The organism is Deltaproteobacteria bacterium, from assembly GCA_016178705.1.
Classification (GTDB): Bacteria; Desulfobacterota; Binatia; order HRBIN30; family JACQVA1; genus JACOST01.
This window is the reverse complement of record JACOST010000013.1, coordinates 98,972-115,035: the sequence shown is the minus strand read 5'-3', so window position 1 is coordinate 115,035 and position 16,064 is coordinate 98,972. Positions and strand designations below refer to the sequence as shown.

Below are 16,064 nucleotides of genomic sequence, written 5' to 3'. Positions count from 1 at the left end.
GTCACGGTGTCAGCGTCGGCGGCAGGATGATGATGTCCTGCCCCGCGGCTTGGCCCTCGTGGTGCGCACTGAAGCCTGCGGTGGCAGTCACCGGTTGTGCGCCGCCGCTATCGCGAAACTCTTGCGCCACGACGGCGATCCCCCGCCCTCCTGTGGCCCGGATGCGGGTCTGCACGTAGTCCGAACCGATGATGGGCCGAGTGAAGGACGGGTTGATGTCTTCCAGCCGGCTGTTCGCAAAGCACGTTACCGTCGTAGTTGCCGACAGCGTCGCCTCGAATTCGTTGGTCACCTGAAACTGGACGCTGACGTTTGCGGCGCTCGTGGCGGTGAAGTCGCGCCCGCACGGAACGATGGTGAGGCTGGTACTGACGGATGAGCCGGAACCCACTAGCGGGTCTTCCGTTCCACTGGCAACGTGATTGAGAATCCAGGTGTCGGGGCAGGCGAGATACTCGGCGCCTGATGGGCAGGTGGCGCTCACGCCGGAGCCGATACAGAGCACGCCGTCGCCGTTGTTGTTGATCGTCCCAGGTAGGCCGATCGCAAGATACTGCGCCAGGTCGCCGCTGGTCAGGTCTTTGATCGTTGCGTCTCCGGTCAGGCCGTCGTTCGCAATCGGGACTCCGCTGGCATCGACAGTGAAGCAGATCAGCTCGCCGTCGAAACCTAGCGGCGCCGGTGGCACGAGCCCGGGATCGAAACCCGCGCCGTCGCAATCCGGCGGGTTCGAGTGGGTGCAGAGGAAATTGTCACTCAAAGCATCGACCCGCCTTCCGAGTGACGCGGTCCAATGCGTGGCTTGCTTACCCTGGCCTGAATTGCCCGAGAGGGTGATGTCGAAGAACGTTGGTGAGCACGTCGGCGGATTCGCCGGGCTTTGGGGAAACGTCGGATGGGTCAAGGACCCATCCACGTATACACAGATCGCATTGAGGGTTGACGCGGAGGTATTCGAGAGCTGAATGATCGTATCCTGCTGTGCGCTCACAACGACGTGGGGAAAAATCAGCATCGACGCGGCTCGCTCGAGGGTGACCTGGGCGTGGCTTGGTGTCGCCAGGAAGCAACGGCTCAATGCCACGAAGATCAGCCCGCGAGCGAATCGGCGGCACAAGATTGTTTCGACAAGCGACATCGCGTTCCTACGGCATGAATGGCAGCACGATCGAGTCGCCGGATCCTTGCGCACCGGCGTGGTGCGGGTTGACGGCGGCCGTCGAAACCAGCGTGGCATCCACGTCGTCCGTGTGGCGCTCGAGCGCGAGGACGAACACCCCGCCACCGGCGAAAGGCCTGATGCGGGTTTGGCCGCTCAACGTGCCTTGCGTCGCCACGTCGAACAAAGTGGCGTGAATCCCGGACAGCGGCAGCACCTGCGCACCGGTGAATTGCTTGGTGGTGCTCAGCCGCTGTTCGAATTCGTTGAAGACGGTGTACAGCACGGACACCGTTGCCGGCGTCTGCGACACATAGTCTACACTGCACGGTACCAGCACGAGTGTGGTCTGCACGGTGCTGGTCGCGGTCGCAGGCGCGCGCGCGTTTTCAAACAGATGGGTGACCACGGTGACGCCGGGACACCCGTCGTACTCGGCTGCGGCGCCGCCGATATTGAGCATTGGATCACCATCACCGGCACCGGCGATCGCGCGGATGCCGATCGCGTTGTACTTCGCCTGATCGAACCGCACCGCCGGCGAGCTTTGGAAGTGCTCGATCGTCGCCACGCCTTCGATGACGTTCGATTCCACGGGCAGATCCGATCCGTCGACCGCGATGCAACGCAGCACGCCGGTGAACGGATCCTCGGTGGGCGAAGGAATGAACCCGGTGTTGAAGTCGTTTCCTGGGCCGCACGGCCCGCTGGCGGCGGCATCGCAGGGCAAGGGAAATGCACCCTGACTCGCGCGCCAACTGATCGGTTGACCAGGAGTGAGATGAATCCGGAAGTTGTTCTCTGAGTACCCGGCCAGACAGATTCCCGTCGGTGCACACTCATCGTCGCGTTGGCAGATGGCGAAAGAGTCGCTGCAGTGCCCGTTGAGGTTCTCGTAGAAGCACTGCAGGTCGAGCCCGCTTGTGTCCGCGTTACTCAACTGGAGCAGGGTGTCGCTGCCGTTGGCCGAGTCGACGAAGACATACGGGAAGATCACCACTGCGGCCGCCTGGTCGGCGGCAATTTCGGCGCGGCCGATGTGTGCGCTGAACGGTCCGAGGAGCAGCACACTCACGACCGTCAGGAGCACTCGGGGAGGCATTCGCAGGTCCATTCGAGAGTCAGTTCGGCAGCACGATCACGTCGATCGGCGCCACACCATTGCGGCGCGTCCCTTCGTGATGCAAGTTGACGGCGGCCGAGGTCGAGATGGGGCCGGGGCCTGGCGACGTCCGGATCTCCTCACCAACGATGATGACGCCCTGCTCCGTCGGTGTGATCTGCGTCCGGGCGGTCGGCGTGCCGAGGTTGGCGAGTGTAAGCCCAGCGTCTATGCTGGCGAGGGAGACCGTCACCAAGCCCGTAGCGATTGTCGTGGCCATGAACAGTTGCTCGAACTCGTTGGTTATCGAAAACTGTAGCGTGATCCCGGTCGGCGCAAATCCGCTCAGATCCTGCGTACAAGGAATCACCGTGATCTCGGTCTGCACGTCGGACCCGGCACCAGCGAGATCGTCGACGGCGCCGGCCGCGAAGTGATTCAGGTTCCAACTGTTCGGGCATGCGTCGTACTGGCCAGAAATGAACTGTGAGTTGTCGAGCGGGAGTGTATTGCCGGTCGACCCGGCGAACGCGGTGCCTTTCAGGCCGACCGCGCTGTATTGCGTGATGTCGCCCGTGTTCAGGTCCGTCAGCGTCGCCTGGCCGCTCAAGCTGTTGCCGCCAATGGGCTCGCCGCTGGCGGACACTTGCACACACAGCAACTCCCCTTGGAAATCTGCAGCGAACGCCGGCACGGAGCCGGGATCGAGGCCGGCGGCGTTGCACGCGTTGCTCGTTGACGAACATTGCGGATCCGTGGGATCGAGCGGTCGCCCCAATGAGGCGACCCAATGAGTCGGCTGTTGCCGGGTCAGGGTGATGGTGAACGCGGACACGGTTGAACTTGCCGCGTTCACATAGAAACAGCGCGCCAAGGCCAGCGAGTTGGAGGTGTTGGTAATCTGAATCAGGGTTTCGCGCGCGGCCGACGCGAGCACTTTCGGAAATACCAGTATCGATGCCGTGGCTTCCGTCGTCGGCTGAGCCGCGGCGCGCCCGGCCGCCTGCACGATGAGCAGTGCGAGGGCGCATAGGCGCGCCGCAGTTGGTCGCGAACGAGGCGTGTCGCTCCGCAGTTTGTCTTTGATGATTCGCATGCTTGCGTGCAGTTCAGAGCTGACAACGTCGCGGGCCTGTAGCGCAACTCACGGTCAGTTGTAAACCCTCACGTGTCGTTTTTTTCTTCTTGACAGCGGAACGCCATGAAGAGTACAGGGGCGGACCGTTTCGCATGCTGGTGGCTCGACACATTCGACTCATGACAACGCTCACGCTGCTCACCAGTGCGACGGCGCTGGGGCTGAGCGCCTGCGGGGGCGGCGGCGCGCCCGGGCGCGAAGATCGTGGCCGGATTAGCTTGCACGCCTTGTGGGAGCAGCCGCGTGCGGCCGACGGCACGGCGGCCTTCGTCAGCGGTGCACCGATGCGCGAGCGCGCCGCCGACGGCGGCTTCGGTACGCAGATTCCACCGTCGGTACGGACCGTGCGCATCGTGCTCGACACGCAGAAGGGACGGTGCTGTCTTGCCGTATCGTCGTCACTGCCGGCACGGCGTGTCGTGCTCGACAGCATCGCCAATGGCGCGGCGGTGATCTCCGTCGCCGGGTTCGCGACAGATTTCGCTCCCGTGGCCGGCGAGGACAATACGCAGTGCGCAACCGATCCGGTCGATGTCGGGCTGCCGTGCGATCCGACTCGTCTCGCTTCGCCGAGTTTTGAGAGCGATGCGAAGAGCTTCGATGTCGCACCCGGAGCGCTCACTGAAGTCGGCTCAATCGATATTCCCGCCGTCCCGTTCGTGGTGACGGCGCAGCCGGTCCCGCACGGCTCCGCAGTGCGGCCGGTATCGATTCAGCTCACCGTCGCCGATGCCGTCACGGGAGTCGATGCGAACTCGATTGCGCTCGCTGTGACGCCCGATGGTGGGAGCGAGTCCGCTGTCAGGCTGCGTACGCTGGTCCCATGCGCGGACGGCTCCGCGCAGCCGTGCAGTGCGGGCAGTGCGTTGCAGGTGAGTGGATTCATCGTCGAAGGCGAACCGGTCGAGATCGTGAGCGGCGACGCCACACTGCAGGCTCAAGCGCGCAACCTCGCGTCGCCGGCGCGGGCACTGAACTTTTTCTACCCGTTCGCGGTAGTGGACGGCACGGCGACACCGACGGAGCCTGTGGCGACGCCGACTGCGAGCGCTACGCTTGCCCCGAGCACTACACTCACCTCAATGCCCACGACCACGCCGACCGCAAGCCCGACTCCGGTCTTTACTGCGTCGAACACCCTCACGGCCACTCTGGCTGCGACGCCGACTCTAACGCCAACACGGACCCCTACAGTCACCCCAACACATAGCTTCACCGCGACGTTCACCACTTCACCAACCGCCACGCCTACTCACACATCGACGGCCACTGCCCCTGCCACACCCACCGCCACGCCAACGACGACGCCCACGCAAACTCCCACTCGCACTCCGTCGCTCACGCCGACGCGCACGCCCACGGAGACCCCGGCCATCGTGACGATCGCAGTGGGTTCGGTCACCGGCGCACCCGACTCGCGTGTCACTGTAGCCGTGCGGCTCCTGACTCTCGGGACCGCCGTGCTCGGTACGCAGAATCAGATCATCAGTGAACCCGCCGGTGCCGGCGTCGCGATCGCGGCCACGGCAGCCGGATCACCTGATTGCACCGCGAGCGCAGGCCTGGTCGCCGATTTTGCGTTCCGTCCGTCGGGTTGTCAGCCCGCCACCGATTGCCAGGGAGTCAGCGCGGCGTTGGTGACGCTCAACCCAATCGCCGACGACAGCGTGGTCTATACGTGCCGGGTGGCGATTGACGCGGGAGTTCCACCGGGCAGTCGCGTCGTCCTTCGCTGCCTTGGTGGTCAGTATGTCGATCCACTCGAGCAGGTGTTCCCGGCCGGCTGTCGCGCCGGCGAGGTGGTCGTCACCGCGGGGGCGCCATGAGGCGGCGAGTCATTTTTCTTTTGATCGCCCTGTGTCTCTTGAACGGTGCCACGGCGTTCGGCTCGGAAGAGTCGGAGCGCGTCTACTCGCAAGGATTGGTTGCCTTCCACGCCCACAACTACGCCGCGGCGCTCACGTTGTTCGAGCAGGCGGCACGCGCCGACCCGGAGGACGTGTACGCCCGATACTATCGCGGCGTCACCTTTGGTCGCCTGGGCAACCACGCCGCCGCGGTGGCTGATCTACGGGCGGTGCTACACGTGCGTCCCGACATGGATCAAGCGGCGCTCGAGTTGGGAGTGGCGCTGGTGCAGGCCGGCGACCCCGCGGAAGCCATTCCGCTACTCGAACGCGGGCAGCGCATTCCCGAGGCAGAAGCCTCTGCCTCGTTGTTCCTCGGCATCGCCCATCTCCGTCTCGGCGATCGACGGGCCGCGCGCGCGCAATGGCAGCGGGCGCTCGCGCACGATCCCGCCCTGGCTGTGCCGGTCCACTACTATCAAGGCATCGCCGACTACCAAGATTCGAATTGGCCCGGGGCCGAACGTCACTTCGACGCAGTCGCTGCCGAGAGCCCCAATTCAGAAATGGGTCGGGAAGCCGCCGCGCTGCTGCGGCGACTGCGCGCCGGCGAGCGACCGGCTACCGAAGTCTTCGCGGAAGCTGGCTTTCAGTACGACAGCAACGTGGTCTTGGCTCCGACGGACGACGCGATCGCGACGGCGGCGGGTATCACGCGGCAAGCCGATGGAAGTGCGTTCGCATCCGTCGGTGGCAATGCCGTGGTGTGGCGCGGGCAACAGGTGCAACTGTCTCTTGGGTACGACTTCTACCAGAGCCTGTACTTCAACCTGACCCAGTTCGATCTGCAAGACCACCGGCCAACCTTGCAACTCGTTGGGGCGTTCGGCGAAGCGCGCGCGGGCTTCCTCGCGTACTACGACTTCTACCTGCTCGACACTACGCGCTTCCTGTCCGCCGTCACTGCGTCGCCCTGGCTAGAAGTGCCCAGCGGCGATTTTGGCCGCACGCAGTTTGCCTTTCGGTTGCGGTGGCAGGACTTCCTACAGCAGCCGTTTGAGACCCAGAATAGTTCCATCGACTACGCACCTGCGATCCGTGAGATCTTCGCCCTCGGTGCGGTCGGGCGCTACGTGTTGTTCGGCTATCAGTTCGATCGCAACGATCCGAGCCATTCGCAGGGTGACCGCTACGGTTACGATGGCAACGAGGTCATGACCGGGCTGGGCTGGACGTTCCCGTATGGATTCAGCAGCGATCTGTTCTACGCCTACCGCCACGAAGACTACGACGGCGCGAGCAACGGCCGGGTCGACAACGAACATGACATTACCGCCGTGGTGGAGTATCCGATCACTCCACACGTGAGTGGGCTGCTGGGGTATTTCGGTACGTTCAACGACTCGAACGATCCCGACTTCAACTACAACCGGAACATCGGTTCGGTGTCGTTACGAGCGAGATTCTAGCCATGCGACCCATGCGACGTGGCCTGTTGATGTGCCTATTCTTGTGCCTCGCCGTGCGCGTGGCCGCGCAGACCGTTGGCACGCAGGTTGGCACCATTGCCGACCTCGAAGGGCAGGCGGAGGTTGGGCGCGGCGGCGAGTGGTCGCCCGCAACCATCGGCGCAGCGGTCGAGCAAGGCGATCAGCTGCGCACCGGCTCGCCGGGACGCATGCGAGTTGTCTTCCGGGACGAGAGCGTGCTGATCATCGGTGACAACACGGAACTGATCGTCGATCAACTGGTCTTCGATCCGGAGCCGGGCGTGTTCCGCTCGCTGATGCGGATTCTCCGCGGCAAGGTCCGCGCGATTGTGAACGACGGCTACCAGCAGCCGGGTTCGTCCTACGAGATCGAGAGTCCGAATGCGATCGTGGGCGTCCGCGGCACCGAGTTCGTGCTGCGCTTCGATCCAGTTGCGGACGTGAGTGAGGTTGTTGGCGTCGGTGGCCGTGCGCGGGTTCATAGCGTCCTCGATCGCGCCGGGCATGTCGTCTTTGTTACCGAGCGCGAGTTGGCCACGGTGGCGCGGGGACAGTTTCCAACTGCGCCCCGTCGTCTCGACGATGACGCCTTCCGCCTGTACCTCGAGGGGCTCGAGTTCGTCGGCGCCGGTTTACCGGAAAGCCAGACGGTCGATCACCCGCTGCTGACCGGGGCCGCGTTGCCACCCGAAGACCGCGTTGGCACCCTGCCGCTCCCGCCCGCCGCGCCGGCGAATCCCGACGCGCCGCTGACTCGCGCGGAGGCGATCTCCGAACGCGAACGACTGCGTGACCCCAGCGATCTGGTGAATCAATCCTTGCCGATCGTCCGGAGCCAAGCCGGCCAAGTCGGTGTGGACTTCTAGTCCGCGCTCCATCCGACCGAACCGTTGCGGTGTTGTCCGCCCCTTGCGTCCGGATCGCGGTCGTTGGAGAACCGTCGGAGGGGGGAACTGGAGATGTCGAAGACTTTTCGGATTGTCTGCGTGCTGACGCTGCTGGCTGCAAGTGCGAGCGAGGCGCGGCCGCGCCAAGGGGGACCGATTCCGGTGCGCATGGTCGCCTACGTCGGCGAGCAGGTGGAAGGGATCCGGCCGGAGTTTTCGTGGGTCGTTGTCTACGAAGGCGAGAAATACCAACTATCCGTGCTCAAGCTGAGCGTCTTGAGTGGCCCCACCACATCACTCGATATCGACGCGGCCGTCGCGCCGTACAAGGTGAAATTTCAGATTGGCGGTCAGAACACCGCGATCAAGCGCTTCGTCTCCGTCTCCCCGCGCCAACAAGTCACGATCAAGGGCTACGTGCGTCTCGACCCCAACGCGCGCTTCCTCATGCTCGACAGCGTCGACTTCGTCCAACCGCCGACCACCGCTTCGCCGAAATAGCCGGCGAGATGACCGTCTGCGGGCGGTCGCCCAGCTTGCCTCCGGCGGCGAAGAGCCCTAATCAGCACACCGAAGACTGGAGTGCCGCATGATCATTGTAATGAAGGACGACGTCCTGCCGGAGTCACCCGAGGTCAAGCAGGTGATTCAAATGGCCGCGCGCTACCCCGATGTCCACGCCGAGGTGCGCAAGATTCAAGGCGCGTTGCGCGTGTTGACGGAGATCTACTTGCTCGGCTCGACCAGCACGATTCCGCTCGAACCGTTCGAAGAGTTTCCAGCGGTCGAGAAGGTGATACGGATCCGAGAGCGCTATCGCGCGATCGGCCGACACCAGGGCCAGGCCGAGGCGATCGGGTTCGAGTACAACGGCGTGCACTTCGGTCAAGACACCTTCCATCTCTTTCCGGGATTGTGCGCGGTCGACTCTCCCGAGAACACCGAGCTGATGTTCCGTGCGCTCAAAGGCCTCGGCATCACCACCACGCGGGCCGGTGCGTACAAGCCGCGCACCAGCCCCTACGACTTCCAGGGGCACGGCAAGGCCTGCCTGCCGTACTTGTTCGAGCTCGCCGGCAAGTACGGGATCAAAGTCGTGGCGATGGAAATCACCCACGAGTCGCAGGTCGACGAGATTCGCGACGCGCTCAAGGCCGCGGGCGATCCGACTGGCGTGATGCTGCAGATTGGGACCCGCAACGCGCAGAACTTCGAGTTACTCAAGACCGTCGGGCAGCAACACGACTTCCCGGTGATGTTCAAGCGCGGCATGGGCATCACGCTCGACGAGTCGCTCAACGCCTGCGAGTATATCGCCACCAGCGGCAATCATCGCATCGTCTTCTGCCTGCGCGGCATGAAGACCAACCTCGGCGACCCGCACCGCAACTTCGTCGACTTCGCCCACGTGCCGGTGGTGCGCCGGCTGACGCGCGTGCCGGTGTGCATTGATCCGTCGCACTCGGTCGGCAAGAAAGAAGCCGCGCCCGACGGTCTGCTGGATATCCTGCATGTGACCGCTCAGGGGATCATTGCCGGCGCCAACATGGTGCTGGTCGACTTCCATCCGCGTCCCGAGCAGGCGCTGTGTGACGGGCCGCAGGCACTGCTGATCAATGAACTCGAACACTTCGTGCGCGACGCCGAACTGGTGCGGCGCACGTACCTCGAGCGCTGCAAGCTGCGCGAGCAGATGCGACCGAGCTAGTGTTTCATCTGCATTGGCGCAGGAACGCTGGTGTCCGGACCGCTGTATCGCTTCCTCGCCGATGACCATCGACGGCTCGAAGCGTTGCTGGCGAACGCGACCGCGCGCCCCGGCGTGATCGACCCGGTGCCCTACGCAGAATTCCGCGCCGGGCTGCTCAAGCACATCGGCATGGAAGAGAAGATACTGCTGCCCGCGGCGCAACGCTGGCGTGGCGGTGAGCCGTTGCCGGTCGCGGCCACGCTTCGCCGCGATCATGGTGCGATCGCAGCCTTGATGGTGCCGAGCCCGACACCGCAGATCATCGCCACGTTGCGGGTCATCTTCGAGCAGCACAACATCATCGAGGAAGGTCCGAGCGGCCTCTACGAGGTCTGCGAACAACTCGCCGGCGGAGAACTAGACGCGATCGTCGAGCGATTGCGAAAGGCGCCGGATGTGCCGGTCGCCAAGCACGTCGACGGCCCGCAGATAATGGACGCCACACGTCGCGCCTTGGCGCGCGGCGGCTACGAGTTGGTCGACGCGAGCGGGTGACGGGCGTCGTCGGTTGCGACTGACCGTTTCCTGTCCAACTCGTGTCCTCCAGGGCAACACCTGTGGTAAGGGACTGCCGTCGTGTGAGTAAGGAGAACGTGATTGCCGCGCATCTTTGACAACATCGAGCAGCGACTCCGCCCGGCCTCCCAAGAGACCGTGCGGGTTTTCAACCGTGCCAACTTTCGCGTCGGTTGCTTGAACTCGGACGCCGGATGACTCAGAACGAGACTCGGAAAGAGGAGACCACTGCAGCGGACCACGTGAGTCCGCGTCTCTCGGCTCGCCGCGAAGTGGCGGAAAAGCTAATCGCGGACCTCAGGAGGCGGCTCCTGGATCTCCGCAACAATAGCCGACTGCTGAACTTCAGATTCTCCGATCGTGCACGCACCCACGTGCGCATCATCGACGAGCTGCCCCACATCATCTACGGAAAGCTTCTCGATGGCCGCAAACTCACGTTTGCGGCTCTGCCTGAGCCCGAGGACGAACCAGAGGACGAGAGGTCTGACGAATTTCTTCTGGCATTTGAAGCGGCGCGCATGAGCGACGAGGAGTATCTTGGCGCTCTTGAGCAGCTGCGTGAGGTCGAGGAGTCGTCCGCGCAGGCGCAACGGATCGAGCGTGCCTTGAAGGACCGGGTGCGCCAGCAGCTTGACTGGCAGCCGCGCCCGACACGCGAGAGCCTGTCACCTGCGGAGTACGCGCGAGCCAACGGCTTTGACCCCTCTTACGATCTGCCTCAGTCTGGAGGAGGCGAGGAGCACAAGGATTCTCACCTCAACGACTTCATCCAGACGTTGCACTTTCCCGATCAAATGGAACGCAAGCTTTCGGGGATTCGTGACGGTGCCCGCATCTCGCTATCAGAGATGGGGATCAACGTCTTGTCTGCGGCGTTCGGCTATCTTGAGTGGTACGAATCTGACAACAGCGACCAGCGGTTCTTCGCCCCGCTCCTCCTGCACTCGCTGGAGATGGAACGAACCCTCATCAGGCGGACCTATCGTTATTCCATTTCCTCCACCGGCGACGAGAGCGAGATAAACCTTACACTCAAGGAACGGCTGCTCCGCGATTTCGGTCTGATGCTGCCAGAACTTGGCGAAGAGGACACAGTTGAGAGCTACCTCGCAAAGGCCGACGACGCCATCAAAGAGAGGAAGCGCTGGCGCGTCCGTCGTTTCTTAACCGTCGGCCTTTTCGCGTTTGGCAGGCTCGCCATGTACCACGATCTCGACCCGAAGCGCTGGCCGAATGACAAGGGTCTCCACCTGCATCCGGTTCTAGTCGAACTCCTTGGCGGCTCGGAGGAAAGCGGCGCGTTGTATGCGGAGGACTACGAGGTGGATCAGCCGCAAATCGCCGCCAAAGTTCCCCTTCTGATTACCGATGCAGACTCTTCGCAGTTCTCCGCGATCGCTGACGCGATGGACGGCAAGAACCTCGCAATCAAGGGTCCACCGGGAACGGGGAAGAGCCAGACGATTACCAACCTCATCGCCGCAGCCCTCGCGAAAGGGCAGAAGGTGCTTTTCGTCGCGGAGAAGATGGCCGCACTTGAAGTCGTCAAGAAGCGACTGGATGATGCTGGTCTCGGGGAGTTCTGTCTCGAACTCCACTCCACCAAGGTGCGGCGAAAGGACGTGCTCGAGTCTCTGCAGAGGCGTCTTGAACTTCGGCCGCTTCGCCAACCGGCGAAACTGAATGACGCGATTGAGGAGCACGAGCAGCTGCGGAAACGGCTCACGCGCTACGTCGAACTATTGAACCAGCCCTTTGGTCAGAGTGGGAAGACCCTCCACGACTTTTTCTGGGCAGCCGCTCGCACAGGGATACGAGCGAAGGAACTCGGCCTGCCGGCCGCCCTCGATGGCCTGGTGCTTGAACGTGCACAGTACCTTACTGCGGCAGATCGTGATGCTTGTCGCGGAGCGCTCATCAAACTTGAAGAGCACGTGGCCTCCCTCAGTAGCGCTACGCCCCGCGAGCACCCGTGGGTCGGTGTGAACGGAGCCGGTCTGTCTCCATTTGAGCAACAGGAACTGATTCAGGCCTTGCAGGAATGGCATGACGAACTGGCTGCGCTGGAGATCGAAGCGAAACAAGTGGAGGTCGGCTTCGGATTGTCGCCGCCTCTCAATGTCAGTGCAGTTCGGCGCCTCGCGGAGGTCATCACGGTACTGCCAGAGGCTGGCGATGAAATCGCAGCCGATGTGCTGCCGAAGTTGACGGGTGATGAGTCGCTCGGCGCACTTGAGAAGTTTCTTGGGGAGTTGCACCACTACGTCGAAGTTACGCGGACCCTCTTGGCCGATTTTGACACGCTTGCAGAACGCCTTCCCGCATGCGAGACGATCCGCGCGCTTGAGGATGAGCGACGGAAACTCACGGTAGGCAATCGAGTGTTCGCCGAGAGGGTTGAAGCCCTCCCTGCGCTTGCCGAGCGTTACCGGAGTCTGGCCAGACTCGCGGAGGTCCAGACCGCGGTCGCTAAGCACCTCTTCGAGGTTGCGGGCGTCCGAGTACCGCTTGCCAAGTCCTCTCTGACTCATCTCCTTGACGCGATCAGCATGCTGCGGTCCACGCCGCGCCACGTGCTCATCAAGCGGCGTACCGCCCTTTTCAATGAGGCCTCACGGCAAGTCCTCGAACACGCAGCGGAGCGAGCGCTGATTTTGAAACGGCATCGGAAGGAACTCGCGGAGATCTTCGTTGTCGGCGATGATGACAATCCGGAGGAGTACCGCGCTTGCGCCGCTTCGCTGCGATCGGCGGGCCTTTTCGCCCGTCTGTTCAGTCGCAAGTTCAAGCGGGCCCGTCGAGTGTGGCGCGGAACCCGGAAGATCCACAGCAAGAAGACCGTGTCGGAAATGGCGAGGGAACTCGAAGAACTGGTCGACTACCTTGTCGAGCTTCGGAAATTTCAAGAGAACGATCGGATCCGGACCATCTGCGGCGCGGAGTTTGACGGGGTCGCCACCGATTTCGATGGTCTACTCGCAGTGAACGACTTCGCTCGCCGAGTGGAATCCTGCTTTCCGGGCCCGGCACCTGGAAATGCTGAGGCTCAAAGATTCCTCCGCACGGCTGACCTTGCAAACCTCGATGCGGTCCAAGCTGAGGCCCACGACGCTCTGGTTTCCGGCCTGCGTTCTTTCCTTTCAAAGCTCGACGCCGACGATACAACTGCGCGCGAGGACCCCGAGCTGGTGACGATGGTCGAGACAAGTCTCGGAGTTGCGGAGCGGGCAGAGCAGTTCCACCACATGCTCAAAGCTGCCGGTTTGAAGGACGACGTCATGACGGAGCGCCTGCCAGAGCTGGCAGAACAGCTAACGCTTTTGGCTGAGATAAGGGGGCGTCTGGAAGGCGATCTCCCTGGGAACCATCTCCTCAGCGAGCATTTTCGCGGATTCGACACAGACCACGAGCGTCTCTCCCGTACCCTACGACTCGCTCGCACCCTTCGTGGGATGGCCCTCCCGAGACGCTGGCTCGACAGGTTGTTCGCGGACGACCTCACGAACCATCTCCCCGGGTTGAAGAACTTGCGCAACGCCCTGATTGATAGGCTAGAGCGGGAGTCGCGGGCTCGGGACAGGGCTAGGCGCGCTGGCAATCTCAACTGCGACGTCTTCTTCGGCACGGATGCCCCGGACAGCGCGCCGCTTGCAAACTTGACCTCGTGCATTCAGAGGGCACTTTCTGCAACCGACGAGCTGACGACGTGGCTCGAATACAACGGACTGCGAACCGACTCAGAGAGCATGGGGCTGAAGCCCATCACTAACATCTATGAAGCGGCCGACGTATCGCTCAAACATCTTGCGACTGCCTTCGACCATGCGTTCCATCGCACGGTTCTCCGACAAGCATACGAGCAGTACCCGGTGCTGAAGCGTTTCTCCGGCACTACCCAACAGGCGGCGCGCCGTCGTTTCCAGGAGCTTGACCGGAAGCTTCTTTCCTTGAAACGACAGAGGCTTGCGTCTGAGCTCTCCCGCGCCGAGATCCCCCAAGGCGTCAACTGGGGTCCCAGGCGTGAGTGGACTGATCTCCATTTGATCAACAACGAGATCGGCAAGCAGAAGAGGTACATCCCTCTCCGTGATCTGTTGCTGCGCGCCGGAGCGGCTATCCAGCAAATGAAGCTGTGCTGGATGATGTCGCCCGCTTCCGTCGCGCAATTCGTCCGTCCCGGTGGAACACAGTTCGACCTTGTGGTGATCGATGAAGCCTCGCAAATGAGACCCGAGGAGGCAGTGGGTGCGATCGGTCGCAGCCACCAGCTCATCGTCGTTGGCGATCCCCAGCAGTTGCCGCCCACATCCTTTTTCGAGCGCCTCGGAATGCCAGGCGAGGAGGAAGAGGAAGCCGAGGACTACGTTGAAAGCGAGTCGATCCTCGACCTTGCCGTTTCGGTGTTTCACCCGTCGCGTGAACTGCGGTGGCACTATCGGTCGCGCCACGAAAGCCTGATCGCCTTTTCGAACAAGCACTTCTACGAGGGCAAGCTGGTTGTCTTCCCGTCACCGATTGCGCAGCATGTCGACTACGGAGTTGAGTACCGGAAGGTGGCTGGCTTGTACACACCGAGGGCTAGCGTGAACGTGCCCGAAGTCCAAGCCGTCGCCCAAGCGGCTGTGGAGTTTATGGCGGTGCACTCACAGCGGTCCCTCGGTGTCGTGACGACTAACCAGGCGCAGCGCGAAATACTGTCGGAGGAGATGGACCGCCTGTTTGCCCGAGAGCCGCATGCTGAGGCCTATCGCAAGCGGTGGGAGGAAACGCTTGAGCCATTCTTCGTCAAGAACCTTGAGAACGTTCAGGGCGACGAGCGCGATGTCATCTTCATTTCCACTGTGTACGGCCCCGAGCAACGCGGCGGTCGGGTGGCCCAGCGCTTTGGCCCGATCAATTCCGCATCGGGGCATCGGCGCCTGAACGTTCTATTCACTCGCGCCAAGGAGAAGGTCGTCGTCTTCTCCTCGATGGAGCCCGGCGACGTGATCCCAACCGAGACAAGCCGAGCGGGTGTTGGGATACTCAAGCATTACCTGGCCTACGCCAGTTCTGGGCAGCTTGATCTCGGTACCCCGACCGGTCGCCCACCGGATTCCGACTTCGAGGTCTTTGTTGCCGATCGTCTTCGCACGCAAGGGTTTGAGGTCGTGGCGAATCTGGGAGTTGCCGGCTACTTCATCGACATTGCCGTGAAAGACCCGCGCGATCCGGGTCGGTATCTTCTTGCCGTCGAGTGCGACGGTGCAACGTATCACTCGGCGAAGTCAGCACGCGACCGCGACCGACTTCGCGAAGAGATACTTGTTGAAAGGGGCTGGGAGGTCTACCGAATCTGGTCGACGGATTGGTTTAGCAATCCCGAACGAGAGGCAGAGAAGCTGCTTCAGCATATCCGAAGCCTGACGCGAAACTGATCCGTTGTTTCCTATGAGGTTGAAAGCCACGATGTTCGCCTCTTCGACCGGAAACCACTACGGCCTGGCCATCCAACCCAGGTGCTGTCCGTTGTTCACCAGGAGGGCGTCGACGAACACCTCTACATCCGCAGCGGCAACTCCACCCGTCGCCTGACCAGCAAGGAAACCGTCGACTACTGCAAGACCCGGTGGAAGACAGCGTGATGACGCGGCACTGCATCAACTGCGACATCAAGTACCGCACGAGGCAGGACGGCGTGGAAGACGAGGAGGAGGAATGAAGCCGGTCCGCTGGACAGCGCATGCCCTCAAGAATCTTGCCGATCGTGAGGTCGATCGGGTGCAAGCCGACCTCGCACTCGCGCAGCCTGAGTTCGTTACGCCGGGGCAGCCGCCCCGCCGAATCTTCATGCGCCGATACTTCGATACCCAGCTACAGCAAGAGATGCTACTGTGTCTCATCGTGGAGGAAACGCCCGACGAACTGGTCGTGGTCACCGTGTACCGAACGTCGCAGATCGCGAGGTACCTGAAAGGGGTGCAGCCATGAAGGTCACATATGATGAGGAAACCGATACCTTGACGATCGCGCTCCGCAGCGAGCGAATCAAGGAAAGTGACGAGGTACGCCCCGGCGTCATCGCGGACTTCGGCTACGACGGTGGCATCGTTCGCTTCGAGATCCTCCAAGCATCCAAGGTCGTCGAGAAGGCGCGCGAGATCCAGTTTGCCGTCGGGGAGTAGGAAATAAC

General features: G+C 62.5%; 12 protein-coding genes. 9 read left to right on the top strand and 3 right to left on the bottom strand.

All coding sequences use genetic code 11. The features are described 5' to 3' along the window. Position 1 precedes the first annotated feature (1 nt). From HYR72_07865 to HYR72_07855, 3 genes are read right to left on the bottom strand one after another with little or no spacing between them, the layout of a single operon-like run. Positions 2-1,138 (bottom strand): hypothetical protein, encoded by a 1,137-nt coding sequence (locus HYR72_07865; protein ID MBI1814877.1) that lies wholly within the window; start codon positions 1,136-1,138, stop codon positions 2-4. A gap of 7 nt (positions 1,139-1,145) precedes the next feature. Then, positions 1,146-2,261 carry a hypothetical protein gene (locus tag HYR72_07860; GenBank protein MBI1814876.1) on the bottom strand — a complete coding sequence of 372 codons (1,116 nt, stop codon included), beginning with the start codon at positions 2,259-2,261 and terminating at the stop codon, positions 1,146-1,148. A gap of 19 nt (positions 2,262-2,280) precedes the next feature. Then, positions 2,281-3,357, bottom strand: a complete 1,077-nt coding sequence (locus HYR72_07855; GenBank protein ID MBI1814875.1) for a hypothetical protein — start codon at positions 3,355-3,357, stop codon at positions 2,281-2,283. A 134-nt stretch (positions 3,358-3,491) separates the two neighbouring features. On the opposite strand from HYR72_07855, the gene HYR72_07850 reads away from it, so the two are divergent. The 9 genes from HYR72_07850 (at position 3,492) to HYR72_07810 (ending at position 16,056) form a co-directional block, all read left to right on the top strand. Then, complete coding sequence (locus HYR72_07850; GenBank protein ID MBI1814874.1) at positions 3,492-5,225, top strand: hypothetical protein; 1,734 nt, start codon at positions 3,492-3,494, stop codon at positions 5,223-5,225. Further along, positions 5,222-6,715, top strand: coding sequence for a tetratricopeptide repeat protein (locus HYR72_07845; protein MBI1814873.1), 1,494 nt, complete (start codon positions 5,222-5,224; stop codon positions 6,713-6,715). Before HYR72_07850 ends, HYR72_07845 begins: the two co-directional genes overlap by 4 nt. 2 nt (positions 6,716-6,717) lie before the next feature. Beyond that, positions 6,718-7,602 carry a FecR domain-containing protein gene (locus HYR72_07840; GenBank protein ID MBI1814872.1) on the top strand — a complete coding sequence of 295 codons (885 nt, stop codon included), beginning with the start codon at positions 6,718-6,720 and terminating at the stop codon, positions 7,600-7,602. Between the two features lie 93 nt (positions 7,603-7,695). After that, positions 7,696-8,124: a hypothetical protein gene (locus tag HYR72_07835; protein ID MBI1814871.1), complete on the top strand. Its 429-nt coding sequence runs from the start codon at positions 7,696-7,698 to the stop codon at positions 8,122-8,124. A gap of 88 nt (positions 8,125-8,212) precedes the next feature. After that, positions 8,213-9,331 (top strand): 3-deoxy-7-phosphoheptulonate synthase, encoded by a 1,119-nt coding sequence (locus tag HYR72_07830; GenBank protein ID MBI1814870.1) that lies wholly within the window; start codon positions 8,213-8,215, stop codon positions 9,329-9,331. Between the two features lie 12 nt (positions 9,332-9,343). Then, positions 9,344-9,868: a hemerythrin domain-containing protein gene (locus HYR72_07825; GenBank protein ID MBI1814869.1), complete on the top strand. Its 525-nt coding sequence runs from the start codon at positions 9,344-9,346 to the stop codon at positions 9,866-9,868. A gap of 215 nt (positions 9,869-10,083) precedes the next feature. Next, a complete protein-coding gene (locus tag HYR72_07820) occupies positions 10,084-15,309 on the top strand; it encodes a DUF4011 domain-containing protein (protein MBI1814868.1) in 5,226 nt (1,741 codons plus the stop codon). Positions 15,310-15,589: 280 nt separating this feature from the next. After that, positions 15,590-15,862: a DUF4258 domain-containing protein gene (locus HYR72_07815; protein MBI1814867.1), complete on the top strand. Its 273-nt coding sequence runs from the start codon at positions 15,590-15,592 to the stop codon at positions 15,860-15,862. Next, positions 15,859-16,056, top strand: a complete 198-nt coding sequence (locus HYR72_07810) for a DUF2283 domain-containing protein (GenBank protein MBI1814866.1) — start codon at positions 15,859-15,861, stop codon at positions 16,054-16,056. Before HYR72_07815 ends, HYR72_07810 begins: the two co-directional genes overlap by 4 nt. The last annotated feature ends 8 nt before the right edge of the window (positions 16,057-16,064 follow it).